Genomic DNA, 26742 nt, shown 5'->3' with positions numbered 1-26742 from the left:
TTCGGTGATTTTACAAAGGATATTTTTATTTTTGCCCAAAATGACTGACAATTGCCCTTTTTGCTAGCCACCCAACTTCTAGCTCGTAATGATACAGTAGCAAGGGTTTAAAAAAGCTTTTTCACCTTGAGGATAGCAGCGTGTCGCAACCGATCATTTATTTTGCCGTAACAGGTCACGGTTTTGGTCATGCCGTTCGGGTCGCCTGTGTGGCTAACCAGATCCAAAAATTATGTCCTGATAGTTTGCTAATCCTAGCAACCCGTAGTCCTCGCTGGCTGTTGGAAGCTTATATTGAGGGGGATTTCATTCACCGTTCCTGTACTTTTGATGTGGGCGTAATTCAGGCAGATAGTTTACAGATGGATCACGCTGAAACCCTACGGCAAATGCAGACTATTTATACTCACCAAAATCGTTTAATTGCCACTGAGGTTAATTATCTACTCAATAATCGGGTAAATTTGGTCTTAGCCGACATTCCCGCCCTAGCAGTGGCGATCGCCCATAAAGCGGGAATTCCCTGTTGGATGATGAGTAATTTTGGCTGGAATTTTATTTATCGAGACTGGGGGGCGGATTTTCAAGACATTGTGGATCAGATCGAACGGGATTATCAAAACTGCGATCGCTTATTTCGCTTACCCCTCTGCGAACCCATGAGTATTTTTCCCGAGATAACTGATGTGGGTTTAACGGGAGGAGAACCCTACTATTCAAAAGCGCATCTGATCGAAACCTTTGGCCTAAAATCAACCAAAACGGTGCTACTGACCTTTGGGGGTTTAGGACTACAAAGTATTCCTTACCAGAATTTAGAACAATTTCCCGATTGGCAATTTATTACCTTTGATCAGCAGGCTCCCAGTCTTCCTCAATTGATTAAGGTGACTGATTATCATTATCGACCAGTTGATTTTATGCCCTTCTGCGATCGCGTTATTTCTAAGCCAGGATTCAGCACTTTTGCCGAGGTTTTACGTTTAGAAGTTCCTTTAATTTCGCTGACCAGGGATGGCTTTGCAGAAGCGGCCATTTTATTAAAGGGTTTACAGGACTACAGCCAACACCAGATAATTCCCCATGACGAATTCTTCAGAGGCGATTGGGATTTTCTCCATCAACCCCTATCCCCACCTCGCCAAAGCTCCAAACTAGATAAAAATGGGGCTGAAACAATTGCCCAGACTATATTAGATAATTTGTAGATAAGGCACAGACTAGTTAGATAGTATTGCTTAACCTTGTTCTAGGGTTAGGGAAGTTTGATTCTCCGAGCTACCGGCGATCGCGCTAACCCTGTCAGAAAAAGAGTCTCATCCCCAGGACAGGGGCTGGGCTTTGCTTTTAGATAGCCACTTGATGACCACTTGATAGCCACCGATCAGCAATCTACAATCATACCCTTGCTATTTTTGCAATTACTCGTTATAATTCTTAATATAAATCTCGCAGACCGTAACATTACTTTACTTAAAGACCATGAACAACGAATCTAACGGCAAATTTGGCTTTACCACCTTCGCAGAAAATTGGAACGGCCGTCTGGCTATGATTGGTTTCTCTGCGGCTCTGATCCTTGAACTCGTCTCTGGTCAAGGTGTTCTTCACTTTTTCGGTATTCTCTAAATTTTTTAGGTTTGTAACCTCCGTCAATCTCAAGACGTTGCTGGGTTGCTGGTTATCAGTACCCCAGTTTTTTTCTGTTTAACCCAATCAACTCCTCTGTGGTCACGGGCAAACGGCTCTAATTACAGACTGGACAGTACGACAGGCGATCGCCAAACAGTTGCTCCTCGAAGACTACGCTGTAATTGGTAATCTTTATAGTCCGACGCGGGGAATTGGCCCTTTAATTCGTAATTTGTTGGCTAATCCTCATGTACGTTATCTAGTGATTTTAGATGCCACCAGAGAAGATAAAAATGCGGGGGATGTCAATAAAATTTATGACAACGATGTAACAATAAAAATTGTTGAGTCGAAGGTTGCTCTGTCCTCTGATGCAGGAGATAGGTTCAAATGATTTTCTTGTAAAAATGAAAGATTTATGTATAACATTCAGTTAACGAAAAAAGCCGAAAAAGTTTACAGCAAAGCAAACTCATCCTTGCTAACATAAACTCAATCGTTGTTTTGAACAACTTGAAAATAATCCGTACAACCATCCAAATATTAAACCTTTACAGGGAAAACTTTTAGGAAAACTGCATTATCGTATTGGTGATTGGCGCGTCATCTATTCTGTTAACGAAGAGGGAAAAATTGTGATTATATTAATCATTTCTCCCAGAATAGAAGCTTACGAGCGATAGATACTCTCTAAGGAAACAATGTCACCTCGCTTGAGTTCTTCTTGGGCCTCTAGCAATTCTTGCTCAAAATCAGGTATATTTAACAGTTTTTCCGTTGCTTCCCATTCATCCTTTTGTTGTAAATAGGCTAAAAAATCTACAGCAACTTTTAATCTATCTTCAGATAACTGGCCAAGATGAAGATGAGCTTGATCCAATAAGTTTTTTTGATTATTTAAAGCAACCATAACTAACAATTTTTTTAAATTTTAAAATTTAGTAATCTTAACGATGTAAAATCAAAAAGTTGTTGAGGGAAAGGTATCTCTCCTCTCACAACCCTAATTATATACCCTTATCGTTTCAGATGGATCAAAGTTTGATGTTTACCTATACCCCCCACTATAAACCAAATCAACTCCTCTGTGGTCACGGGCAAACGGCTCTGATTACGGGTTGGACAGTACGACAGGCGATCGCCAAACAGTTGACCCCTGAAGACTACGCTGTAATTGGTAATCTTTATAGTCCGACGCGGGGAATTGGCCCTTTAATTCGTAATTTGTTGGCCAATCCCCATGTGCGTTATCTAGTGATTTTAGATGCCACTAGAGAAGATAAAAATGCAGGAGGGGGTCAATGTCTATTCGATTTTTTTGAGCAAGGTTTTCGAGCGGGTAAGACCGATACAGGGCGAGGTTGTTGGATCATTAACTCCACCGTTACAGGTTATATTGATCCTGAAATTCCTGCTGATGTTTTAGAAAAGTTACGCACATCTATTCAATATAAATCTTTTAAATCCAGTAAAGAGGCGATCGCCTTAGTTAAAGAATTGGCGACTAAACCAAGCTTGAAATCCTGGGGAGAAGCCCTATTATTTCCCCAAGCTGAATCTATTCCCACCGTATTACCAGGCCCGCGTTATGGTCATCGCATAGAAGGAAAAACGATTGCTGAAACCTGGGTAAAAATTTTACATCGTATTAAAACAACGGGAACTATTCGACCGACAGGCTACGATGGTAAATGGCAAGAATTAATTGATTTAGTGGCGGTTATTACCGATGAACCTAAAGAATTTTATTTTCCTGAACCCAACTTTTTACCCATTGATCCCGCTTTTATTCAAGATTATATTCCCCAAATTTTAGAGGATGCTCCCTACACCGAAGGCGTTAAATATACCTACGGTCAACGACTGCGATCGTGTTTTGGGCGAGATCAAATTGAACAGGTTATTTTAAAATTAATTGGTGAAATTGATGCGGCCAGTGGGGTAATGTCCCTTTGGGATGTAAAGGATCACGAAAAAGGCGGGAGTCCTTGTTTAAATCATCTTTGGGCGCGGGTGGTAGATAATGAACTATCGTTAACAGCGACCTTAAGAAGTAATGATATGTTCGCAGCTTGGCCTGCCAATGCGATGGGTTTACGCGCATTACAGCAACATATTCGAGATCAAATTGCTCAACGTTCTGAGTATAATTTAACAATGGGGCCATTAATTACCATTAGTCAATCAGCCCATATTTATGATGATACCTGGGAAAATGTGGATAAATTAATTGCGACCCAATATAATCAAATTATGCGTCAACGGGACTATTTTGATCCTTCAGGTAATTTTTTGATTGAGTTACAAGCTGGAGAAATTACAGTACAACAAACCACTGCGGGGAGTGGGGAAGTTGTCGCTTGTTATGCAGGCAAAAATCCGTTAAAATTAATTCGTGAGATTTGTGCAGCAACTCCAGCCATTCAACCTGACCATATTGGTTATTTAGGGATTGAATTGCAAAAAGCAGCCGAAGCATTAAAACAGGGGACTATCTATACTCAAGATCAGTGATAGGCTGAAAAGCCGTATTGACTAGAATTCATTTGATATAACGTAGGAGATTAATCCCTAGTTGATGGGCATATAGACTAGCTGGTTCAAACGCAAATTTGACTCCTTTATACATAAAATCACTTGCTCGAATAGTTCGACTTGTGACTAAAGCTCGTTGAGCTATACCTAGATTTTTGTTAACAAACTTAACACAATTATCAAGCTCGGAATTAAATTTATAAGGGCGATCGCTCCATTTTACTTCAACCATCCAAACAGGTGATTGCAAGACAGGATCGAGATGAACAATATCAATTTCTCCCGTATCCCAACGAGCATAGTAAAGTTCAGCCTTTCTGTTATGTTGCCATTGGCTAAAAATGGCGGTTTCAGTCATGGCTCACATCGCCTCAGCATCAGCGTCAAGTTTTCCAAATAAGGCCGATCGCATGGAGGGATTGGTTAAATAAACCTTAAAACCGACTGCGCGTTTAAACCGTTTAGCATTTTGATCAATTCTCTCCACTCGTCGAATCAAAAAAGCAGCTTCTAGATATTCTAAATAGCGTTTGATCGTATTTTTTGCCACTCCCGATGATTTAGATAAAGCATCCAAACTTACCTCATTACCTGAATTGTAAGCCAATGTTGTAAATAGCCGATTTAATTCTTGAATATCACTAATTCCATAAAGACTGGGGAGATCACGCAGTAAAACTTTGTCAATAATGTCACTTTTGATATATTGTCCAGGATTTTGTCTAATCGTCTCTGAAAAAACAGCTTCGGGATAGCCACCGAAATTGAGATAGTTAACAAACTCTTGATTAAGTTCCTCAATCTGGCTATTAAATTTTGCTTGTTGAATTAGTTCAGCTTCTCGATCAATAAACATTAAATATTCTGCAAAGGTTAACGGTGGTAAAATATAATCACTGAAACGCCCTGCCCCTGATTCATTACTTTTAAAACGTAGTGCTGCCGCCGCCGAACCCGTAACCACAAAACGATACTCCGCAAAGGAATCAACCAAGGATTTTAGATGAATTTCCCAGTCTCGAAGATATTGAATCTCATCAAAATAGATAAATAATTGATCATCGCGCTTGTGATTAAACAATTCTTGAAAATAATTAACTAAGCGTTCTAGCGGTAATCCCGTATAGAGTGGCGTTTCTAGGGATAAATATAAAATTTTGTTGCCCTCAATCCCTGCATCAAGAAGAGCGCGAATACTGTGATAAACCATCACAGTTTTACCTACCCGTCTTGGCCCCATCAATACGATCGCCCGCCGCACTGTCCGATCCAGAATTTGTTGATGAAATGGCTCAAAATATTTACGCCGTGGGGTATGCTCATAGGCAATCTTTTCCTGCTGACCCGTTTCCCACCAGGGATTATCAAACCGAAGACGGTTAAGGATGTCGGCCTTAGAGATTTCCAACATAGGACAAATAAGATTAGTCATTTAATCTTATCCTAGTTTAGAATCACATTAAGAGCAATGCACTGACCTTAGTTATGTAATAAAGCGTTATCAGTGGTTTAACATCTTTCCCTTCGGGGCGGCCATTATCAAAGATCGTCCATTCTAGTAGTCTGCCTTCCCGTGCTGTCCATGCTGAAGCCAAGGCGATCGCCCTCCCACGATCCTTAAAAAATAACGATAAAATTAACTTATAGAATATCTGAGGAGAACAAACATGGTTATTGCTCAAGAAAAACCGACTATTGCGACAGTCGCTAAAACCTTTGTCTCCTTGGAAGAATATCGGGCGATCGCAGAAATTTCCGAGGAGCGTTATGAATATTGCAATGGAGAAATGATTGTTATGTCTGGAGGAACCGCAACCCATAGTCGTATTGCTGTAGAAATCACGACTTGCCTCAATATTTCCGTTCGTGGGACAAATTTTCAGGTTTACAATGGCGATATGCGGATCTGGATTCCCAATTTTAATCAGGGAACCTATGCAGATATTCTTGTCGTTAATGGCGCACCAGAATTTAACGGCGATCGCACAGACGAAATTCTCAATCCCTTATTCATTGTAGAAGTACTTTCTCCCTCTACAGAAGCTTATGATCGCGGTGATAAATTTAGAAAATATCGTTCCATACCGAGTTTTTGTGAATATCTGGTCGTTAGCCAAACTGAACCTTACGTTGAGCAATATTTCAGACTAGAACAGGGCGATCGCTGGCAATTACAAACCTACGACCAACTTAATCAAATAATCACTCTAGAAAGTTTAAAAGTCGAACTTCCGTTGCAAGAAATTTATCGTCGTGTTAGTTTTGTAGCAGAGTCATAACATCGGGTTTTGTAAAATCCAACAACGCCTCACCCAAAGTCTCCAGTTGAGAGAGGGATAAGGCGTGAATCTGGGTTCTGATTTTGATGGTATAAAAAAGCGATCGCCGTTTAGCGAGTAAACCGTTACACTGAAAAGTGAATCGCTTGAATCTTTTGAACCGACTTAAGCGGGGCTGATTAACAATTCGTATTTCCTCCCACCATTATTTTTGCATTCCGCTATGGCGTATCCTGCTGGTAAAAATCTCTCGGTTGCTTATTTACTCTGGGCATTAGGTTTCTTTGGCTTATCGGGAATTCATCGTTTCTATCTGGGTAAACCGATCACTGGTGTTCTTTGGCTTTGTACTAGTGGACTTTGTTTTGTCGGGCAGTTCGTGGATCTTTTTTTAATTCCTAAAATGGTCAATGAAAATGAGCAACGCTCTCCTAGCTTTTTGCCACCCTCTAGTCAGATTGGCCCGCTTGTTTTAGGCCAGCAAATTCTCCAGAAATTGGATCGTTTAGATAACAAATTGCAGGAAACTCTTTGGGGATCAAAAAAAGTTGTTAACCAAAGCCCTCTACACCAACTGATTGACTATGCTGCTCAAAAAGGGAATAGTCTTTCCCTCGCTCAGGCCATGATGGCCACAGGTCTTACGGCCGATGAAACAGAAAAAGTTTTACAGGATGGCATGAGAAAAGGTATTGTCCAGGTGGGCAATGATACTGAATCGGGGGCAGTACGCTATTATTTTGATATTTGACAAGCAACTTTTTAAAAACAATTTTTTAAAAGTAACTAAATTAGCGGTTTTGGACTTGAGCAATATACTCTCGAAAGCGTTCTAGATCGGCTTGAATGGTCGATTCTACAACTTTGCCTAAAAAGAGATTGTCCATCAATTTTCCTAGCCAACCAGGAATGGCATAGGCGATCGTTAGACGTACAATACTTTTGTCATGACGATCATAGAAACGCACGGTTCCCCGATTGGGCAAGCCATCCACCGATTCCCATTGAATGAGTTGATTGGGAACCAGCTTAACAATACGAGAAAGCCAGCTAAACTCAAAACCCCCTGTTGCCAATTGCCAACGGGATAAGTCGGCGTTATCTTCCAATATTTTGACTGATTCAATCCATTTCATCCAGCGAGGCATTTGCTCTAGATCAGACCAAAGACTCCAGACGAGATCAATTGGGGCATCGACTTCAATTTGTACGCTATGTTCTAACCAGTTGGCCATGATCATTAAGGTTTTTGAATTTTTAAGTTTTCGGCAGTTTCTAAGATTGCCTGGGCCGCTTGTTTGCCGGAAAGGGTGGCTCCTTCCATGCTATCAATATAGTCCTGTTGGGTATAACTACCGGCTAGGAAAAAGTTAGCGATCGCCGTTTTTTGGCTAGGACGAAAGCGATCCATACCAGGAGCTTCGCGGTAAAGAGACTGGGCCAATTTCACCACACTGAACCAGGTCATATTCAGATCACGGGCGGAGGGAAATAATTCTTTGACCTGGGCGAGAACATGATGGGCAATATCTTCATTTTTTTGTTTAATAAAGGGATCGCCTGGTGTTAAGACTAATTGCATTAAGGAACCTTGACCTTCACGGTAATAATCAGCCGGACTGGTTAGGGCCAAATCGGCAAAACAGGAAAAATCAGCATCGGCGGTGTAAAGCAAATTATCTAAACCGAGAGCTTTTCCTAGTTGTTTTTGTTGCGCTGGATCGTTTAATTCTGTCACCCAACCATCAAAGCGTAATTGCACAGTAGCAACGGGAATGGTATCGAGTTGATAGATATTGTCAAAGAATGGCATTTCTCGCCATGGCTGCGGTAAAAGGCGTTGAATTCCTGGCACATCACAGGCACAGACATAGGCATCGGCGATAATCGTTTCTAGGTTTTCACCCTGGGCAATACTTAAGCCTGTAACCCTAGTTTGTTCTCCAGTTCCTTCAAAATAAATTTCCCGAACTTGACGACGAGTGTGAATTTTTACTCCCCGTTGCTCCAGGTAATTAATAATCGGTTTATGTAAATATTCATAGGGAGAGCCTTCCAACATTCGTAGGACTGAAGCCTCAGTTTTAGCGGCAAAAAACTGAAAAATAGTCAGCATACAACGGGCCGAAATATCTTCAGTATTAATAAACCCTAGGGCATAGGCGATCGGATCCCACATTTTTCTGAGACTACCCTCATTTCCCCCCTGCTTACGAAACCAATCAGCAAAGCTAATTGAATCTAAGGCTCGAATATTTCTCATCGCACCTTCAAAGTCAATTAAACCCCGCACGATCGGACTAGTTCCTAACGCTAAAGAATTGGCTAATTTATCGACGGTTGATAGTTGAGAAGTGGTAAAAAAGGCCTTTAAACCGTTAAAAGGTGCGCCGGTAATAAAGCGAAAATCTAATTCTCCGATGCGTCCTCCCTTATTCACAAAAGTATGAGTGTGCTGTTTTAACCGCAAATTGGCGATCGCCCCTACCTTTTCCATCAAGGCAAAGAGGTTATAGTAACAGCCAAAAAAGACGTGCAGCCCCATTTCAATATGATTGCCCTCATTGTCCACCCAACTGCTCACTTTTCCCCCCACAAAAGGACGGGATTCAAAAATTTCTACCTCGCAGCCCGCATCCACCAAGTCAATGGCGGTGGCCAATCCTGCTAATCCCGCTCCAACGATCGCAACTCGCATTCCGTCTTTAGTCCAAATTCAGTTTCTTTACAAATTGTAATATAAATTGGAGCCAGGGGCGATCGCAGCAAGATCTCTTGTCTAAATCTAAGCTGCGTAACGTTAAAATTATTCAGGTAATAATTCTAGGCTCATTCCTTCTCTCGCTACTAAGGTGGCAGGAAAGGCTACCATTGCTTCTTCGGCGATCGCATCCAGAAAATCATCATGATGAGATGGATCATGGTGAAATAAAATCAGTTGTTTTACCTGGGCTTTACGGGCAATCTTAACCGCCTCTTGCCAGGTGGAATGGCCCCAACCCCTACGACTGCGCCCAGGATCATAGTATTCCTGGTCAGTATAGGTAGCATCAATAATTAACACATCCGCTTGACGGGCAAGGTAAAGAACATTTTTATCGAGTTGATCGGGTAGATGTTCGGTATCGGTGACAAAAACCACCACGCGATCGCGCCATTCTACTCGATAACCCACAGAACCACCGGGGTGATTCAAACACCGCATCTCAATCCGAATCTCTCCTAACTGTATATCCTTGTCTATTTCGAGATCATAAAATTGTAGATCACCTTGCATAATTTGCAAGGGCACTGGGAAATTTGGGTGAAGCATTTGGTCATGCAAACGTTGTTTAATCGTAACACCATTAGCAGTAGGAACCCCGTAAATTTTAAAGGTGTTACCACTCATAAAAGCCGGGGCAAAAAAAGGAAAACCCTGAATATGATCCCAGTGGGTATGGGAAAAAAAAATGTGGCCTTGGACTGGCATGAGCGGTAACAAAGATTCCCCTAGAATCCGAATTCCCGTACCGCTATCAAAAACGAGTCGTTCACCCCCAATTAACATCTCTACACAAGTTGTATTTCCCCCATACCTTACTGTTTCAGCACCTGGACAGGGAATACTCCCTCTTACACCCCAAAATTTGACATGAAAACGTTCCAGCGTCATCATCCTGACCTCTTACCGAATCTCTGAATCGAAATACAGTTTACTTTAATTACTTTAGTGGAAAGAATGCTCATTGCGGACGTTAATCCTCAAATAAAAAGACTAGATTTTGAAAATTACTAGTTTAGTTTATCAGCCAAATTTCTATCTATCGGTTCAAGATTGACGCGAAATGTCACGCTTGCTTGTCTCCCATAATCACGTTGTCTTGATATATACTTGGCACGGTCATGGATTGAGATTTTCGCCCCCTGAATCCCCCAATGCTGGGGGACTTTGAAACCGATAAATAGAGAATGGTTCCCCCAAAACTTGGGGGGCTAGGGGGGCTGAACTAAAAAACGCAAATTATCACCGTGCGAGGTATAATTGGGGACAATAGACCGCTTCCTCATTAAACCTGTCCCCATGCAAATCCGTCGTCGCCCGCCTAACCCGACTGTCAAGGTAGAATTTCTACGTTATCAAATCCAGCACCCAGAGGCAGAACCTCGTCATATTTTAGAAAAAATTGTTTGGCAGAAGGAAATAGAAGTAGAACAAAGACGAGAAAAAGTACCTCTCCTCGAACTTCAAAAAGCGGTTAAAGATTTACCCAGACCCAAAGACTTTCTGGAAGCCTTAAAAAAAAGTGTTCGTCAACCGGCCTTAATTGCTGAAGTGAAGAAAGCCTCTCCGAGTAAAGGGGTTATTCGGGCTGATTTTGATCCGGTTGAAATTGCCAAAGCCTATGCTCATGGTGGAGCCAACTGTTTATCGGTCTTAACAGACGAAATGTTTTTTCAAGGTAGTTTTGAAAACCTAGCCTTGGTTCGACAGGCAGTCGATTTACCTTTACTTTGTAAAGAATTTGTCATTTATCCCTATCAAATTTACTTAGCTCGTAGTAAGGGAGCCGATGCAGTTTTACTCATTGCAGCCATTTTGCCCGATAAGGATTTACAGTATTTTCTCAAAATTATTAATGCGTTAGGAATGACGGCTCTCATTGAAGTACATACCTTAGCTGAGTTAGATCGAGTTTTAACGTTAGAGGGAGTAAGTTTGATCGGAATTAATAATCGCAATTTGGAAAATTTCACCGTTGATCTGCAAAATACCAATACTTTAATGGCCGCTAGAGGCGATCGCCTACGGGAAAGAGAAATTTTGGTTGTCAGTGAGTCTGGCTTGCATACAGGAAAGGACTTACAACAGGTTCAAGCCGCCGGTGTGGGAGCGATCTTAGTGGGAGAATCCCTCGTCAAACAACCTGATCCAAGCCAGGCGATCGCCCATTTATACCAGACTTGAATGTTGTTAAATTCTGACCATCTATCGTTCAAAGTAAGAGAATTAACAAATATCAATGTATAATCTGAAAGGTAATTAGTCACAGCAATAAGTGGGGCTTAGTTCTCATTAAGCCCCAAAAATACTAGAGAGGCAGCAAGTCATCAATGGAAGGAGGAGAAAGACCAGAGGAAGATAAAATAAGAGATAACTGTTCGACCGCACTTTTACCTTGAAGTCTCATGGTTTCAAGAAAACTAAACATCATGGCAACAAGTTGTCCGCCCCAATGACTTCTAGCACCGCCACTAACCTTACGATGAATAACAACAGGACGCAAGGCCCTCTCTGCATCATTGTTATCAGGTTTAACTTCAGGAAAAGTAAGAGCAGATGGTGCAGAATCAAATTGGAAGTTTTTAGAAAAGCAAACGGAAGAACAGATATTAGATTTCTATCATGCCTCTGGTTACTTAGGAGCGTTGGCAGAAGCGTTGCATCCTAATACCGTGTCAAAACAAAAAGAATGGTTGACTAAAAATTGTCGAGAACTCAAGCATGAAAAAGGAAAAGCAGGAGAACTGCTAAATCTGATGAAAGAAGTCAAAGAAGAAAAAAGTCATTCTAAGAATCTTACCGAGAAACTACAAGCGGCGATTACTTATTACGAGAATCATCAGCATCAAATGGATTATGCTGAATACTTAGAGAAAAAGTATCCGATTGGTTCAGGTGTTACGGAAGCAGCTTGTAAGACGTTGGTCAAACAACGATTATGTTGTTCAGGGATGCGATGGAAGGAAAAAGGAGCAGGAATTATTTTGAGCCTACGAGCTTTGGTATTGACCAAGGAACGATGGAGTCAATTTTGGGCAAAACTTGATCAATATGGGTTCCCTGTAGAACCCTGATTACAACAGCTTTTATCAACTAAAGGTCGCACCCCCCCTGAAGCAGGTTCCAAAGTTCGAGGTTCAGTGCGTCGTCTAACTTTGCCCAAATTCTCCTATTCCCTGTTGTATCGCACCTTAGAAAATGATCAAATTCGTATTTTGGCAGTCGCACATCATAAGCGTAGGCCTCAGTACTGGCTTGATCGAGAGTAGGTGACGGCTGCTTTAGCGTCCAGACGACTGGGTTTGTTAATGCCGCTTCCGATAAGCTTATTGGGAAGGGTGCGACCTTTAGTTGATAAAAGCTGTTGTAATCAGGGTTCTACAGGGAACCCATATTGATCAAGTTTTGCCCAAAATTGACTCCATCGTTCCTTGGTCAATACCAAAGCTCGTAGGCTCAAAATAATTCCTGCTCCTTTTTCCTTCCATCGCATCCCTGAACAACATAATCGTTGTTTGACCAACGTCTTACAAGCTGCTTCCGTAACACCTGAACCAATCGGATACTTTTTCTCTAAGTAGGGCTTGCTGAAAAAAGCTGAGACCTTTACGGAGAAAAATAGTAGGCGAATTAAGAACCGCTAGAATGCACGAAAATAGGGTAGAATGCCTCAAAACCATTGCATTAAGAAGAGAGAAAGCAGATGTACCGAAAGCAACAGTACTCAATTGAAACACCAGAAAACTTGAAAAATCTGTTCGGCGGGCAGTTAGACGAAGAAAATCGTTGGATAGAAATGTCAAAAATGATTCCCTGGGAAGAATATGAGGAAGAATATGCAAAAAACTTCACAGAAAAAAAAGGAGCCCCAGCCAAATCATTTAGAATGGCATTAGGAGCATTAATTATCAAAGAAATTTCAGGAAAAAGTGACAGAGAAACAGTAGAACAAATAAAAGAGAACCCTTATTTACAGTACTTTATAGGAATGGAAAGCTATAGTAGCAAAGAAGCATTTAATGCGTCAATGATGGTTCATTTTCGTAAAAAAATAGGAATGGAATTAATAAATAAAATTAATAAAGAAATAGAAAAAAAGCGACGGGTGTAGCGTCAGAAAAAAAAGAAAATGAAGGAAAGTTATTGTTAGATGCGACTTGTACACCAGCAGATATAAAATATCCAACGGATATAGGAATATTGAATGATGCCAGAGAAAAAACAGAAAAAATAATAGATAAGCTGTATGAAGAAATAAAAGAGAAAAGGAAAGAAAAGCCGAGGACTTATAGGGAAGTGGCAAGAAAAGAGTACTTAGCCATAGCAAAAAAACGTCGTGTGTCAAAAAAAGAAAGAAGAAAAGGAACAAAAAAACAACTAGGATATATAAAAAGAAACTTGTCTGATATAGAAAAAATGATAGAAGAGGGAGCAAAGTTAGAAAAACTAACGAAAAAAGAGCAAGAAGAGCTTGTAACGATAGGAAAAGTGTATGAGCAACAGTTAGAAATGTATGAAAAAAAGACAAATAAAGTAGAAAACAGAATTGTGAGTGTAAGCCAACCTCACGTGCGTCCAATAGTGCGTGGAAAAGCGGGAAAAGCAGTAGAGTTTGGAGCTAAAATATCGGCAAGTAATGTGAATGGCTTTGTCTTCTTAGACAAATTAAGTTGGGATAATTACAACGAATCGGGAGATTTACAAGCGCGAATAGAAGAATATAAAAGGGAAACAGGATGTTATCCGGAATCGGTTCATGTGGATAAAATCTATCGAACAAAAGCGAATCGAGCTTATTGTAAAGAAAGGGATATAAGAATGAGTGGTCCCCGATTGGGAAGACCGCCGAAAGAGGTGAGCAAAGAAAAAAAGAAAGAGGCACGCTCAGATGAAAGAGTGCGTAATGCCATTGAGGGTAAATTCGGACAGGGAAAGAGGAAATTTAGTCTTGGTCGAGTGATGGCCAAACTACCTGAGACCTCGGAAACGGTAATTGCGATGAACTTTTTGGTAATGCATCTTTCTACTCTACTTCAGAAGACAAAAAGTAAAAAGTTGTAGAGTCGTTTTTCTTGTGAAAAATGGTGTTAATTTTCCTCTCTTTTGTGAGGAGTGATTTGTGTTGACCTTTTTAGACAGAAAGGAACAATAGATTAAACAAAATCTGTATTTTGATTTGTTTCCATAAGGATAAGTTATCTATGCTTTTTCAGTCCATACTTCCCTAACCCACATTTCTTTCGTTTTTTGACTTTTTCAGCAAGCCCTAAGTATTCAGCATAATCCATTTGATGCTGATGATTCTCGTAATAAGTAATCGCCGCTTGTAGTTTCTCGGTAAGATTCTTAGAATGACTTTTTTCTTCTTTGACTTCTTTCATCAGATTTAGCAGTTCTCCTGCTTTTCCTTTTTCATGCTTGAGTTCTCGACAATTTTCAGTCAACCATTCTTTTTGTTTTGACACGGTATTCGGATGCAACGCTTCTGCCAAGGCACCTAAGTAACCAGAGGCATGATAGAAATCTAATATCTGTTCTTCCGTTTGCTTTTCTAAAAACTTCCAATTTGATTCTGCCCCGTCTGCTATCCCGACCAATGTTGCCTCTGGATAACGTTTTTTCGCTCGCTCAATTTCTCTTTCCAATCTTTCTAGAAAACTCTTTTTTCCATACTCTGGTGCCGCACCTAGATAGATTGTATGTTGACGTTCGCCTTCACTATCGTATAGGGAAACGGTTCCCACCATTGCTTCACGGTAGCCATCCTCACACATCAGCATACAGGTTCCATCTAATCCTATTCCCACTGTTGCAATTTGGCTATCCTCCTTGGGCGGGGCATAACTCCACGCTTCTTCTTTTGCCTGTACCACACTTCCTACTGCTTCACTCAATCTTTGGATATAGGATAGCGCTACTTTTCTACCATGATTTTCTAATAAATCATTTTTCGCCTCTTTGCCTGCCATCCCTGACATTTTTGAGGATACCTGTTTTGCCAATAATGGCGTTGATGTTATGATTATCCTTGCTTCTCTTTCTAAGGGGCAATACGTTTTTCCTCAAAGGTGAACGCTGATATACATGACGATTCACTATAACCTCACCATAAGGTGTTTGATATTCTTTCGGTTGCTCTCCCTTACTCTTCCAGATTTCTTCACCGATTTTTAAGGGTGAACCATCTGTATCTAAATATTTCAAGGCTTCTTTGCTGGCGATGCAACCTACTTCGTTTAAGCCTTTTTGAATATTTATTTCTGTATCCAACATTGAACGACTGAGTTCTAATGTTAGTTCTATTTTTATCTTTGAACCCTCTACATTAATTAGTTTTGCTGTCATCATTGTTTCCTCTTTGTCACTTTTCATCTCATGTTAACACTTTTCTTTTCCTTCATCAACTAAAGGTCACGCCCATTGGGAAATAACAAAACTATAAACTTTCACAGTGCGATCGCCGATCTTGTTGATCAAACTTTAAAAGTACGATCATTTGGGCTGTTGAAAGTGCGATTACTTTAGCTTTTGAAAGTGCGATCGCTTTTTATTGAATTGGTAAAGGGCGATTACTATCCCTGTGAATCGTGATTATTAGGCAATCACTTTTTGTGGGGGATGAGATTTGAGGAGGCGAGTACCTTGTAATAGGCGATCACTTTTGGGAGGTGAAGGGGAAAACGGCGATCATTGGGGAGTAAAGGGGAAAGTGGCGATCAAGCCGATAATTAAAGCAAGGGAACGAATAATCTGCTTAGTCTTATCCCCTTCTCGTCCCTTCAATGTCATCAAAATTATCAAACTGGTTAAAGCCGCGTGCGCGAAGCGTGCCTTTGGCATCGCCGAAAAAATGAATCCCATAATGCCTCTGATGTTGTCTTTTTCAATGAGAATTTTTGCCTCGAATCACTTGCCAACTTAAAACTAAACAAATTATAAAATAGCCTGAGGTCAGTAAGCTATTTAAATACAATAAACGTAAGCTGATCAACTCTGAAGATTTTGACATACTCCCCCGCGTGAACGACGGGGATTCTTATTCATAGTTCACAGAGATCCACTTACGATTGTTGGTTTCCCTTCAATGATAGAGATGGTTCTCTCCCTATGCTTTCCCTCTTCCGAGGCAGATTCCTTTTGCCCAAAGGTACTGTTTTGCCATGACCTTCCCAGAATTCCCATTCCCTTTTTAAGGATGTTAATTGCCGCATTTGTATCACGACAAATTTCTATTCCACAATTGGGACATGAATGAGTCCCGGTACTCAATGACTTTTTCGCCCGATGCCCACAATTAGAACAATCTTGAGAAGTGTAGTGAGGTGAAACCGCCACCACTGCTTTGTCCCAGATTTTCCCGTAGTAGTCTAACCACTGGGTGAATTGATACCAACTAGCATCAGAAATTGACTTAGCCAAGTGATGATTCTTGACCATATTCGACACCTTTAAATCTTCATACACCACGACATCGTTAGATGCCACCACGTTTCGGGCTTGCTTAATTGCCCAATCTTGCCGTTGGCGTTGAATTTTAAGATGGGTTTTACCCAGTCTTTTTCGTGCTTTATGGTAGTTATTGGATTGGGGTTTAGCCCCTTTTACAAACTTTTTGCTTAAGCGTTTTTGAGCCTTTTTTAGTTTACGCTCAGATTTTCTTAAGAACTGGGGATAGATTACGGCATTATCGTTTTGGTCTTTGGTGAAATATTTTAATCCCAAATCCAATCCGACAACGTTACCCGTATATTCCCCTTGCTCTTTGCGGTCAGCGTCAAAGCAGAACTGAGCATAATAGCCATCTGCTCTTCTCACCACTCGAACCCGATTAATTTTTAATCGAAACAGGTCTTCTCTCGTTTCTTTGTTGCAATATAGGGAAAAGGAACCAGCATTAAAACCACCAGTGAAAGTGATTTTCATGCAATCCTCGGACAACTTCCATCCTGAGACTTTATATTCTACAGAGCGACAATGTTTTTTAAACTGGGGATAACCTTTTTTCTTTTCTCCTTTTCTACAACGATGTAGAAACTGGATATAGAAGCCCAAGCACGTTCCGCACTAGCTTGTCTAGCCGCCGAATTCAACTTTTTCGCAAAAGGAAATTCCTTGGCTAATTCTTTGCATAGCACATACAAATCGGCTTTACCTACCCCTTGATTATCCATCCAATACCTGACCGCTTTATTCCTGATAAATTGCGCGGTACAGATAGCTTCATCAAGAGATTGGTATTGCTCTTTTGCTCCGTTCAGTAGTTTGGCTTCTCTGACTATCATTCCCCTAGTTTATCACAAAAGATTGCAGATAAAACATTGAGTTGCTCTGGAAGTCGCCCTAGAAGGGCGAGGCTTTTACCCATTTTTCTGGTAAACCACTCCACCAGAGCAATCCATAAATCAAGAGCCAACTTCCTGTTAAAAGGATGGAGCGTCGAGCAATACTTCTCACCTGAGAAGAGTCTTTGCCCGCTTGGGTTACTACCCATAAAGACGGAATCGCTCCTAACACTGGAATCAAATACAGACATAATCGCAAACGTTGGAGTCTATTATCCCCAAAAGGGTCATTCGCTGCCATGACAATTTTTCCTTTGGTTGACCTTACTGCTATTATCCTTGCTGGCGGACAAAGTTCACGGATGGGGCAAGATAAAGCCCTACTTAGCCGTAATGGGATACCTCTATTGACCCGTATTTGTCAAGTTGCTCAGTCCGTTGCTCCAACTGTTTATGTGGTTACGCCCTGGGTTGAACGTTATCAAATGGTTGTGCCAGAAGATTGTCATCTTTTGCCCGAATGTTGGCCCCCCGATTGTCAGCGATCGCCGGGGCCCCTATGGGGATTTAGTCAGGCCTTACCCTTCTGTCAAACCACCTGGGTATTATTATTAGCCTGTGATTTGCCCTGTTTAACCGTGGCGGATCTGCAAACTATAAGCCAATATTTAATCTCTTTCATCCCTATTTCTGCAACGACAATGGCAATCTTGCCCCGTTCAAACCAGGGCTGGGAACCCCTCTGTGGCTTTTATCGAACAGCTTGTGGAGCAGAGTTAACCCAGTTTCTAAATCAGGGAGGACGTTCTTTTCAGCAATGGTTGAGTCAACAGTCTGTGGCAGAATTACCAACCAGTCATCGCCGTTTTTTATTTAACTGTAATACACCAGAAGATTGGCTGCGCTTAGAATAATTGCCAATCCGGCGATCGCAGTTGTTTAAGACGTTGCAAACGATAATTAAAATAATAGGAATCTAGACGACTATAATCGTAAAGCTTGACACTGTTAAGATGAATCGCCCAAGACCAGATATAGGCCATCTGAGTTAAACTTTGCAGACTGGCTAACTCTTGAGCCGTGAGGGAACTAACTGCTTGATAACCAGCTAAAAAAGCTTCCCGCACAGTCCGATTTAAGCCTGTTTGTAGTGAAACCTGTAAAAACTTGCCAATATCAAAGGCACGCCAACCATAACCACACTGATCAAAATCAAATAAGGTTAACTGAGCGTCCTCTGTGAAATGGACATTGCCACTGTGAGGATCCCCCCAACAAACCGCCCAATAGGGAGCTTCCTTCGGGAGATTTTTCACCTGCGCTTTAATTAAGCTGCTCGTCTCCATCAGATAATGCCATTCCAGACTGTGATGGTTCATAAAAGGCGCGATCGCATGAAGAGAATCATCCAGTAAGTAACTCACGGTCAAGGGTTGACGATGGGCTAAAGGACTAAACGATTGAGAGACTCGGTGCAATTGAGCCACCACTTCCCCCAATAAAAAACCTTGGGTTTTATTCAAGTCTCCGATCGCTACCGTACCAGACGCAACCGGAAACAAAGCAGCATACCGTTTTCCCTCTGGGGCATTCACCTCAATCGACAAAAAACCTCGTTTCGTTCGTAAAGGAGCCGCCACGGGTAGTTGATGGGCTGCCAAGAAAGTTAATAAATCCAATTCAAAATCGATCGCCGATTTAGTGCGCCAATGATGGTGGGAAACCCGTAAAATGTAAGGCTGAGAAATCGTTTCCACCAGATAAACATCACTTAAACCCCGATGCCAAAACCGGCAGCCCTTAGGAACCTCAATCTCGTAGTGTTGAAAAATAAGATGGGTGAGAGCATGGGGAGCTAAAGTAGAATAAACAACCGGAAAGGACTCATCCACTTCGGGTCGAAAAGTTGGCAGATCAAAAAAGGAATGGGGATGGGCTGCGGTTGAGAAAGAACGAAAAAGTTGCATTATATTTTTCTCTACAGTATTGATCAAATCCGGCCGCCATTCCCTGATCAGAATGAACGAAACCGAGTCAAATGCTTGAAATCAAAAATATCATTGGTAAAGCGAGGGAAAATGCTAAATACTTAAAATGATTGAGCTGATCTTTGAAATTATTTTTAAAATAAAGCTCCTTGAGGGGAAAGGCGTTTGGTAGATCAAAAAGCGTCCCTTTTGAACTAAGTTTGAATATCAACGAGAGAATCTCCCAAGGAACCTAAGGGTGAATTTCTGAACTCCCCTAAATTCACTGTAGAATCGATAGTCACCAGGCTCCGTATTCTAAGTTACAGTTCTCAAAACTTAACAAAACATTCAATGTAAAGTGGATTGAGGAATTGACATTTACTCATGAAGATTAATTTTTTGCCTTCTAGGGGATATTTATCTCGATTTGCTCTCAGTTTCGGAATTTTATCTCTGTTATTGACAAGTTGCTCTCGTTCTCTTCCGACCTCTCCTTCCAATTCTCCTGTCCAAAGCCAAAATAATTTAGACACGCTCAAAATACTTGCCTGGCAAGCCCCCACGATTCTTAACCCCCATCTCTCGACTGGTTTTAAGGATGGAGAGGCGAGTCGAATTAGTTTAGAACCGTTGGCCAGTTTTGATGGCCAGGGACAATTAATTCCTTTTCTAGCAGCCGAGATTCCCACAGTGGCCAATGGAGGACTCAGTGCGGACGGAAAATCGGTAACTTGGCAATTGAAAAAGGGGATTAAATGGTCAGATGGCAAGCCCTTTACCGCCGAAGATGTGGTTTTTACTTATCAATTTATTACCAATCCCAAGGCTGGCTCCACCAGTTCGGGGAGTTATGAAGCGATCAAAAGCGTCGAGGCCTTAGATCCCCAAACCGTCAAAGTAACCTTTAAATCGGCTAATCCAGCTTGGTTTATTCCCTTTGTCGGTAGTGATGGCATGATTTTACCGCGTCATTTTTTTGTAGATTTTCAAGGGGAAAAAGCTCGACAGGCCCCCGCTAATTTGCTGCCGGTGGGTACGGGCCCCTATCGAGTTGTGTTATTTAAACCAGGCGATACGGTGGTCTATGAAGCCAATCCTCAGTTTCGGGAAGCACGAACTCTCGGTTTTAAACGGATTGAACTCAAGGGTGGGGGTGATGCGACTTCAGCCGCTAGGGCTGTCCTACAAACGGGAGATGCGGATTATGCCTTCAATTTACAAGTAGAGGCTGCCATTCTCAAGCCATTAGAAACGGCAGGTCGAGGAAAAGTTGTTGCCAACCTGGGTTCTTTGAGTGAACGACTGGTGTTTAATTTGACCGATCCTAATCACAAAGATGCTAAAGGGGACAGATCTACCCTGGCTTTTCCCCATCCTTTTTTCCGTGATCCAAAAGTCAGAGAAGCCTTTGCCCTAGCCATTGATCGAGCGGCGATCGCAACTCAGCTTTATGGTGTCACCGGCCAAGCCACCGCCAATATTTTACTTTTGCCCAAGGAGTATAATTCTTCCCAAACACATTATCTTTTTGATCTGAAAAAAGCCGCCCAACTATTAGATCAAGCTGGCTGGAAAGATACCAATAATAATGGTATTCGAGATAAAAATGGCGTAGAAATGCAGGTTGTTTTTCAAACCAGTGTTAATCCTCTGCGACAAAAGGCCCAACAGGTAATTAAACAGGGATTGCAAAATATCGGGATTGGGGTAGAACTTAAAAGTATTGATCCCAGCATCTTTTTCTCCAGTGATCCTGCTAATACTGATACAGTTGAGCATTTTACGGCGGATCTACAAATGTTTACAACTGGTAATACTAACCCCGATCCAGGTAAATATATGCAAACCTTTACCTGTCATGCCATTCCCCAGAGGTCTAATAATTGGTCAGGGGAAAACTATGGGCGTTATTGTGATCCCAAGTATGATCAACAGTGGCAACAAGCAACCCAGGCATTAGATCCGAAAAAACGTCAGCAATTATTTATGGCGATGAATGATTTATTAGTCAATAATTTCATTGTTATCCCCCTAGTCCATCGTGCTGATGTGGTTGGTGTCGGTTCTACGCTAACTGGAGTTGCCTTAACCCCTTGGGATCGCAATACCTGGAATATTCAGCATTGGAAACGCGAGAAGAATAATCAAAGCATTCCATAATTTTATACTAATTATCCTCTTCTCGAAATTTTTGTACTAAATCGGGATCGTAAACAGGAGTTCGATAGAAAATGTTGGTGTTGTGGTTAAGTTGTTTAACATCTCCTGTGATGGTCGTATAGTTCATCCAATTATGGATAAAAGTCTCATCATTGGGTCTTTCAGTCTTTTCTGTTTATCCGTTGGTTAGAGATTGATGGCATTCAGACCATTGTTAATTTGATCTCTAAGCATAAACATAAACATATTCTTTCCTTTCTTGGCTCTTCCTGTCAAAAATACTACTTTATCTCTTGAACTACCTGGCGGAATGTGGGCTGTACGAGATTTAACTGCAAAGTGCTGTATCTCAAGCAAAACTGCACCAATATTCTAAAGACTCCAAACCCTCGGTCTAATCGGTTGCCGTTGGCCATAGGTGCTTCGTAATAAATCCCAAAGTTGGCTAAACCATTTACGAACTTCGGCGGTGGAATCCCCTCGATAGCGACAGAATAAACCGTCACCCTGGGTTAAGGTTAATCCAGTTTTGCCCTGTTTAATTAATGTTTCCCCTAAATATCTAGCGGCTTGTAAATCAGCCAGGTTAACGGCTTGACCAATCCAGATAAACGTGGCCACAATGGGCATTCCCCCTAGGGCGTTAGGACTCTGCACGGTGGTTTCACTGCCGATTAACTGTTGACGATCAATCCAGAGCGGTTTTCCGGCTCGCCAAATTTCCCACCGCGATCGCCATTCCCCTGCTAAAAAGGTTTCTCCCCTGGCAGTACGTCCTAAACGATTAATTTCCCAGCCACAAAAGTGAGCCTGAGCCGCTAATTCAATGTGTAATTTTTGCTCATAATAAGCTTCATTAAAAATAATCGTTTCTTGGGGGAGCCATTCCAAATAACTCTGTTCTGCCAGTTGAATATTAATATTTTGTTGAGCAAATCTTTGGTCACTGCGGTAAATTTTACTGGCAGCTGCGGTTGTTAACAGAACTTGGCTTTTTGGTTGTAATTGAATCGATTGCGAAAGGCGATCGCCGCCCACAATGCCCCCCGCCGTATGTAGCATCACTGTATGACAAAATTCTTCCCCCTCAGGATAAAAGGAACGTTGTACTTTTAAAGGAGCCGTTACGAAAGATTGCGCTAAAACGGTTTTATTTTGACGATATTCATAGTCTAATTTTAATGTTCCCTGCCAACCTGTTTCATTCATAGCAGGTGATGACAGCGATGCCGGTATGGTTTCAGTATTAACATTATTCATGGTGATCGCCGTCGGATTCCTTTACTTAAGTAGGCAAGAACAAAGGTAATTAATCCCATCATCGTAAAGCGAAAGTTATGGGTAGTGCCTAAAATCGTGAGACTAAAGAGCAAAATAAACAAGAGAGTAATTACTTTACCCTTTAAGAGCTTAGATTGATTAAAAAAAGGTTGTGGCAATCTTCGACGCAAAACAGAAGCAAGAGGCATGGTCAAAAGTGAGCAGTGATATTTCGCAATCCTAGCTTAAGATGGAGGCGATCGCTTTTTAAAATCGGCATCTCTAGGGAAGAATGACTGTTTTTAACCAATATTCACATAACACGCTAACAGTCTCTTTAAATTTTTTGATACCCATCGGCTTAATTAAATAACTGTTCGCACCGTAGTTATAACAAGTTTTAATGTCCTGGGGGCTATTGGAAGTCGTCAACACCACAATGGGAATCATTTTCAGGTGATCATCTTGTTTGACTTGCTGGATAACTTCTCGTCCATCCGTACCAGGTAAATTCAGGTCTAGTAAAATAATTGATGGATGGGGTGCAATCTGAGCATTTTCGTAGGAGCCCCGTTTGTAAAGATAATCGAGAGCTTCATCACCATCACAGACACGGCGCAGATAGGAGGGTAGTCCCAATTCTCCCATGATGCGGGAAAGGGCGTTAAAATCTTCATCGCTATCTTCGACAACTAAAATCCGATTATCCATGATTAAGTAATTTATGATTATCTTGCGCTCAAATAATTATAAATCTTGTTGTTCAATAACAGTAAAATTAGATCACGCATTTACTCTATTCTAAAGGAAAAGAGTCTAATTGAATATTTGTTCTATCCTTAGGGTGAAATAAAAGATAGTGCCATGACCATAAACCGATTCGACCCAAATTTTGCCATAATGACGCTCGATGATTTTTTTAACAATCGTTAAGCCTACTCCGGTTCCCCCACCATATTTATTGAGGGCGTGTAGGCGTTTAAAAATGCGGAAAACCATTTCTAAGTGCTTTTCCTGAATACCAATGCCGTTATCTTGGATATAAAACGTCACAAACTTCGGACTTTCTAAGTTGGAGGAATCAGCCGGTTTGGGATCTACAAAGCCAATTTCTACCCATTTTTTGGGCCGATCATTATATTTTAAAGCATTACTAATCAGATTCGTAAAAACTTCTTCTAGTAAAACGCGATCGCCGAAGATGGGAGGCAGAGGTCGTGGGATGCGAATATCAATGTTTTCTGTGCTTTTACTGACGGTAAAAAGTTCGACAATCGACTGAAGAGATTGATTCAAATCCAATAATTGTAGATTTAATTCCTGACGACCTAAACGCGAAAAATGTAATAACGCATTAATTAAATCCTCCATTCGTTTGGTGAGTTTAATTAAAGTATGTAGCTTATCGACTCCCTCCGCATCTAGTAGCTCGGCATAATCTTCTAATAAAAAAGTCGAGTAATTATGGATTCCTCGTAGTGGTTCCTTGAGATCATGGGAGGCAATATAAGCAAAGGCATCTAGATCGCTATTGCTGCGTTCCAGTTCCAGGTTAATAGCGGCTAATTCATTCATTTTACGTAAGACAATACCCACCACCGCACTGCGAAGTTCAATGGCCATTTCAATTTCCCAGGGTTTCCAGGGGAGCGATTGTTGTTGCACTGTCTCTTGCCATAATTCAAAGGATTGACGCGGAAAGAGAGTTAATGTCCCATCTGCTTCAATTTGTTGAGCTTTTTGGGGATCACCCGCCCAATTCACCTGTTGCAATACTTCGGGTCGAAACCAGAGCACATAGTTTTTCTGAACATTGGTAATAGAAAGGGCTAATAGACCACTGGCCACTTCCTTAAAGGCGATCGCGGCCGGATAGACTTTTGGTAAAGCATGGGTGACAAACAGATCTTGATGGAATTGTGTCTCTAGCCATTGAATTAAATCGAATAAATCTGCTTCTGAAGGCGTATGACCGAGCAGAACCAAATGACCTTCTGTATAAACGGCTGCCCCCTCCGCTCCCACCAAATTTAAGAGAGGTTTACGATCTCTGACTAAGGCATCGGTAATATTTTCTGCACCGCTTAAATTCTTGATTAATTCTGACTGCATCGATTTCAAGTAAATCTTATAATCCAGGTCTTCATTCGCTTCCTTGGAATCCAATTCTAAGGCCATTACCTGTCCCAAAAACTCACAAATACTCCGCATTTCGTAGGAAATAAAATAGGGAGATTGGTGATGACAGGCAATTAATCCCCAGAGTTTTCCTTGCTTGAGGAGAGAAATAGTCAAGGTGGCCTTAACCCCCATATTTTGTAAATATTTAATATGGATAGGGGAGACACTTCTGAGAACACTTAGGCTTAGATCGAGTGGCTCTCTTTCTAAATCCAATGAATCTAATCCTAAAATAGGGGCTGGTTCGTAGTTAACCTGGGGAACTAAACGTAGCAAATTAAGGGTATAGAGTTGCTTGGCTTGGCGAGGAATATCGGAATCAGGGTAATGTAATCCTAAATAAGGTTCTAGTTCTTCGAGTCGATCTTCGGCAATAATGTTGCCGGCTCCAGTTTCATCAAATTGATAGATCATCACTCGATCAAAACCAGTTATTTTACGGAGTTGTTGAACCATGACTTGGCATAATTCACTCAGATTTCCAGCCTGTTGCATCTGAAGTAAAATACTTTTTGAGATCTGATAAAACTGGACAAAAGTGAGACCATTGTGACTCTCATCCGGCTCCAATTCCAGAATCAGAGAAATCCCATCCAAGGAATGAACAATACCGCTAAAAGGTTTCATGCCCTCCTGAGTGGCTAGGGAGAGTTTCAGGGGATTAATGAGTTCAAAGTTGCGATCTAAACAGTTAGCGATCGCGGTTATTTGCTCAGTGGTTAACAATCGATCAAGGGATTGACCTAGTAGTTGTTGAGGAAGAATACCTAGCAAGCTTTCTGTGTTATTACTGATCTGGGTAATCTGCCAGTTACTTCGTGAAATTACCAATAGACAACCGTGGGGCTGAATAGCCCCTGGAATATGAATTGGTTCGCGATCGCAATTAGTTAAATTAACCGTTTCCATTATTTGGGCTGTCCTTCTCATCAATCTTTAACATTATCCTAAAAAAGATGCGTTTGACCCTTTGATGGAAACCGTCACCATCTGAGCCAATCAACCCAGGTGCCAAATTTCCCCCAGACTTAAATGGGGACTAACTCTGGAAAGTTTAATAGTACCTGTTCACTGGTTAACTCGTCACCTAATTGGGCAGGAGAAAAATGAACTTGGATTGCTTCTAGCCGATGCTGATAATGAAGATTAATCAGAGCTTTCAATCCATACTCTAGGGCTTCTCTATCCGCCAGGTTGGTTTCCAAATCCGCAACTTCCCCGGTAAACGCAACGGTAATCATCACCACCAGATTGCTGGTAATTGGCAAGGTCAGAGGTTCATCTTCGGCCAAGGGATCTTGTCTGATATCAGAAAGATAACGTTGGGCCGAATCGGTAAACAATTCATTGACAAAATCTCCCGCTTCTCCTTCTTTCCAAAAGACTTCACCCTCATTCGCCGCCGATTCCCAATGAAGTTTTAACTGAAGTAGAGATTGGCAAATATTGACTAAGCCTTCCCCAGCCACTTCCAAATCGCCATCGGCATCCACCGTTTCTCGTCCTGCTTGATTTAAGGTTCCCAATAAGGGTGCAATTTCTTGCCCTCGTAAATAAAGAAAAATACGAGAGACCACATAGCGGGTTTTCCCTGTCAATTGATTAAAGCGATCGCCGATACCCATAATGCTGGCCTCTAAAAAATGAATAATACCAAATCTGTTTCTGATCACCCACTA

26 protein-coding genes and 4 pseudogenes are annotated in these 26742 nt (G+C 41.4%); 11 read left to right on the top strand and 19 right to left on the bottom strand.

The window, feature by feature from the left end; all coding sequences use genetic code 11:
- Nucleotides 1-140 precede the first annotated feature (140 nt).
- The 3 genes from KA717_20940 (at nt 141) to KA717_20930 (ending at nt 2026) form a co-directional block, all read left to right on the top strand.
- Nucleotides 141-1208, top strand: a complete 1068-nt coding sequence (locus tag KA717_20940) for a glycosyl transferase (protein UXE58520.1) — start codon at nt 141-143, stop codon at nt 1206-1208.
- A gap of 274 nt (nt 1209-1482) precedes the next feature.
- Entirely contained in the window at nt 1483-1629 is a 147-nt protein-coding gene (locus KA717_20935) for a chlorophyll A-B binding protein (protein UXE58519.1), read from the top strand.
- A gap of 160 nt (nt 1630-1789) precedes the next feature.
- Entirely contained in the window at nt 1790-2026 is a 237-nt protein-coding gene (locus KA717_20930) for a hypothetical protein (GenBank protein ID UXE58518.1), read from the top strand.
- A gap of 276 nt (nt 2027-2302) precedes the next feature.
- On the opposite strand, the gene KA717_20925 is transcribed toward KA717_20930, so the two are convergent.
- Nucleotides 2303-2551, bottom strand: a complete 249-nt coding sequence (locus KA717_20925; GenBank protein ID UXE58517.1) for a hypothetical protein — start codon at nt 2549-2551, stop codon at nt 2303-2305.
- A 125-nt stretch (nt 2552-2676) separates the two neighbouring features.
- Here KA717_20925 and KA717_20920 point away from each other — a divergent pair, with 125 nt between their 5' ends.
- Complete coding sequence (locus KA717_20920) at nt 2677-4146, top strand: thymidylate synthase (protein ID UXE58516.1); 1470 nt, start codon at nt 2677-2679, stop codon at nt 4144-4146.
- A gap of 28 nt (nt 4147-4174) precedes the next feature.
- On the opposite strand, the gene KA717_20915 is transcribed toward KA717_20920, so the two are convergent.
- Nucleotides 4175-4525: a hypothetical protein gene (locus KA717_20915; GenBank protein UXE58515.1), complete on the bottom strand. Its 351-nt coding sequence runs from the start codon at nt 4523-4525 to the stop codon at nt 4175-4177.
- 3 nt (nt 4526-4528) lie between these two features.
- The gene (locus KA717_20910) at nt 4529-5599 is read right to left on the bottom strand and encodes an ATP-binding protein (protein ID UXE58514.1); all 1071 of its coding nucleotides are present in this window, start codon (nt 5597-5599) and stop codon (nt 4529-4531) included.
- Nucleotides 5600-5834: 235 nt separating this feature from the next.
- Between KA717_20910 and KA717_20905 the strand changes: the two genes are divergently transcribed.
- The gene (locus KA717_20905; protein UXE58513.1) at nt 5835-6446 is read left to right on the top strand and encodes a Uma2 family endonuclease; all 612 of its coding nucleotides are present in this window, start codon (nt 5835-5837) and stop codon (nt 6444-6446) included.
- Here KA717_20905 and KA717_20900 read toward each other — a convergent pair.
- Nucleotides 6424-6516, bottom strand: a complete 93-nt coding sequence (locus tag KA717_20900) for a DUF4351 domain-containing protein (GenBank protein ID UXE64741.1) — start codon at nt 6514-6516, stop codon at nt 6424-6426. The two genes, KA717_20905 and KA717_20900, sit on opposite strands and share 23 nt — an antisense overlap.
- 153 nt (nt 6517-6669) lie before the next feature.
- On the opposite strand from KA717_20900, the gene KA717_20895 reads away from it, so the two are divergent.
- The gene (locus tag KA717_20895; GenBank protein ID UXE58512.1) at nt 6670-7197 is read left to right on the top strand and encodes a TM2 domain-containing protein; all 528 of its coding nucleotides are present in this window, start codon (nt 6670-6672) and stop codon (nt 7195-7197) included.
- A gap of 40 nt (nt 7198-7237) precedes the next feature.
- Here KA717_20895 and KA717_20890 read toward each other — a convergent pair whose 3' ends face one another.
- From KA717_20890 to KA717_20880, 3 genes are all read right to left on the bottom strand, one after another.
- The gene (locus KA717_20890; GenBank protein ID UXE64740.1) at nt 7238-7681 is read right to left on the bottom strand and encodes an SRPBCC family protein; all 444 of its coding nucleotides are present in this window, start codon (nt 7679-7681) and stop codon (nt 7238-7240) included.
- A 5-nt stretch (nt 7682-7686) separates the two neighbouring features.
- Nucleotides 7687-9144: a 9,9'-di-cis-zeta-carotene desaturase gene (gene zds, locus KA717_20885; GenBank protein UXE58511.1), complete on the bottom strand. Its 1458-nt coding sequence runs from the start codon at nt 9142-9144 to the stop codon at nt 7687-7689.
- 108 nt (nt 9145-9252) lie between these two features.
- Complete coding sequence (locus KA717_20880) at nt 9253-10104, bottom strand: MBL fold metallo-hydrolase (GenBank protein UXE58510.1); 852 nt, start codon at nt 10102-10104, stop codon at nt 9253-9255.
- Between the two features lie 405 nt (nt 10105-10509).
- On the opposite strand from KA717_20880, the gene trpC reads away from it, so the two are divergent.
- Complete coding sequence (trpC, locus tag KA717_20875) at nt 10510-11394, top strand: indole-3-glycerol phosphate synthase TrpC (GenBank protein ID UXE58509.1); 885 nt, start codon at nt 10510-10512, stop codon at nt 11392-11394.
- Between the two features lie 124 nt (nt 11395-11518).
- Here trpC and KA717_20870 read toward each other — a convergent pair.
- Nucleotides 11519-11752 (bottom strand): annotated as a pseudogene (locus KA717_20870) (transposase).
- On the opposite strand from KA717_20870, the gene KA717_20865 reads away from it, so the two are divergent.
- On the top strand, nt 11730-12284 hold the full coding sequence (locus tag KA717_20865) for a hypothetical protein (GenBank protein ID UXE58508.1): 555 nt from the start codon (nt 11730-11732) through the stop codon (nt 12282-12284). The pseudogene KA717_20870 and the gene KA717_20865 sit on opposite strands and share 23 nt — an antisense overlap.
- A 296-nt stretch (nt 12285-12580) precedes the next feature.
- Here KA717_20865 and KA717_20860 read toward each other — a convergent pair.
- Nucleotides 12581-12772: pseudogene (locus KA717_20860) on the bottom strand (ISKra4 family transposase).
- Nucleotides 12773-12913: 141 nt separating this feature from the next.
- Here KA717_20860 and KA717_20855 point away from each other — a divergent pair.
- A pseudogene (locus tag KA717_20855) lies at nt 12914-14250 on the top strand (IS5 family transposase).
- Nucleotides 14251-14405: 155 nt separating this feature from the next.
- Here KA717_20855 and KA717_20850 read toward each other — a convergent pair.
- From KA717_20850 to KA717_20830, 5 genes are all read right to left on the bottom strand, one after another.
- Complete coding sequence (locus KA717_20850) at nt 14406-15188, bottom strand: hypothetical protein (protein ID UXE58507.1); 783 nt, start codon at nt 15186-15188, stop codon at nt 14406-14408.
- Nucleotides 15154-15582, bottom strand: a complete 429-nt coding sequence (locus KA717_20845; GenBank protein UXE58506.1) for a hypothetical protein — start codon at nt 15580-15582, stop codon at nt 15154-15156. The genes KA717_20850 and KA717_20845 overlap by 35 nt, the downstream gene beginning before the upstream one ends.
- A 675-nt stretch (nt 15583-16257) precedes the next feature.
- A complete protein-coding gene (locus KA717_20840) occupies nt 16258-17262 on the bottom strand; it encodes a transposase (protein ID UXE58505.1) in 1005 nt (334 codons plus the stop codon).
- Complete coding sequence (locus tag KA717_20835) at nt 17172-17492, bottom strand: hypothetical protein (GenBank protein ID UXE58504.1); 321 nt, start codon at nt 17490-17492, stop codon at nt 17172-17174. Before KA717_20835 ends, KA717_20840 begins: the two co-directional genes overlap by 91 nt.
- Before the next feature lie 58 nt (nt 17493-17550).
- A complete protein-coding gene (locus KA717_20830; GenBank protein UXE58503.1) occupies nt 17551-17751 on the bottom strand; it encodes a hypothetical protein in 201 nt (66 codons plus the stop codon).
- A 40-nt stretch (nt 17752-17791) separates the two neighbouring features.
- Here KA717_20830 and KA717_20825 point away from each other — a divergent pair, with 40 nt between their 5' ends.
- Entirely contained in the window at nt 17792-18406 is a 615-nt protein-coding gene (locus tag KA717_20825; protein UXE58502.1) for a molybdenum cofactor guanylyltransferase, read from the top strand.
- Here KA717_20825 and KA717_20820 read toward each other — a convergent pair.
- Nucleotides 18398-19378: pseudogene (locus tag KA717_20820) on the bottom strand (phosphotransferase enzyme family protein). The gene KA717_20825 and the pseudogene KA717_20820 overlap by 9 nt on opposite strands.
- 543 nt (nt 19379-19921) lie before the next feature.
- Here KA717_20820 and KA717_20815 point away from each other — a divergent pair.
- The gene (locus KA717_20815) at nt 19922-21622 is read left to right on the top strand and encodes a peptide ABC transporter substrate-binding protein (GenBank protein UXE58501.1); all 1701 of its coding nucleotides are present in this window, start codon (nt 19922-19924) and stop codon (nt 21620-21622) included.
- 372 nt (nt 21623-21994) lie between these two features.
- On the opposite strand, the gene KA717_20810 is transcribed toward KA717_20815, so the two are convergent.
- From KA717_20810 to KA717_20795, 4 genes are all read right to left on the bottom strand, one after another.
- A complete protein-coding gene (locus KA717_20810; protein ID UXE58500.1) occupies nt 21995-22831 on the bottom strand; it encodes an urease accessory protein UreD in 837 nt (278 codons plus the stop codon).
- Nucleotides 22832-23164: 333 nt separating this feature from the next.
- The gene (locus KA717_20805) at nt 23165-23593 is read right to left on the bottom strand and encodes a response regulator (protein ID UXE58499.1); all 429 of its coding nucleotides are present in this window, start codon (nt 23591-23593) and stop codon (nt 23165-23167) included.
- A 105-nt stretch (nt 23594-23698) separates the two neighbouring features.
- Nucleotides 23699-25993 (bottom strand): GAF domain-containing protein, encoded by a 2295-nt coding sequence (locus tag KA717_20800; GenBank protein UXE58498.1) that lies wholly within the window; start codon nt 25991-25993, stop codon nt 23699-23701.
- Between the two features lie 98 nt (nt 25994-26091).
- Nucleotides 26092-26736 carry a DUF1517 domain-containing protein gene (locus KA717_20795; GenBank protein UXE58497.1) on the bottom strand — a complete coding sequence of 215 codons (645 nt, stop codon included), beginning with the start codon at nt 26734-26736 and terminating at the stop codon, nt 26092-26094.
- Nucleotides 26737-26742 lie beyond the last annotated feature (6 nt).

It is taken from the genome of Woronichinia naegeliana WA131 (genome assembly GCA_025370055.1).
GTDB lineage: Bacteria > Cyanobacteriota > Cyanobacteriia > Cyanobacteriales > Microcystaceae > Woronichinia > Woronichinia naegeliana.
Note: the sequence above shows the minus strand (reverse complement) of the source record. Positions and strands in the feature narration are given on the sequence as shown.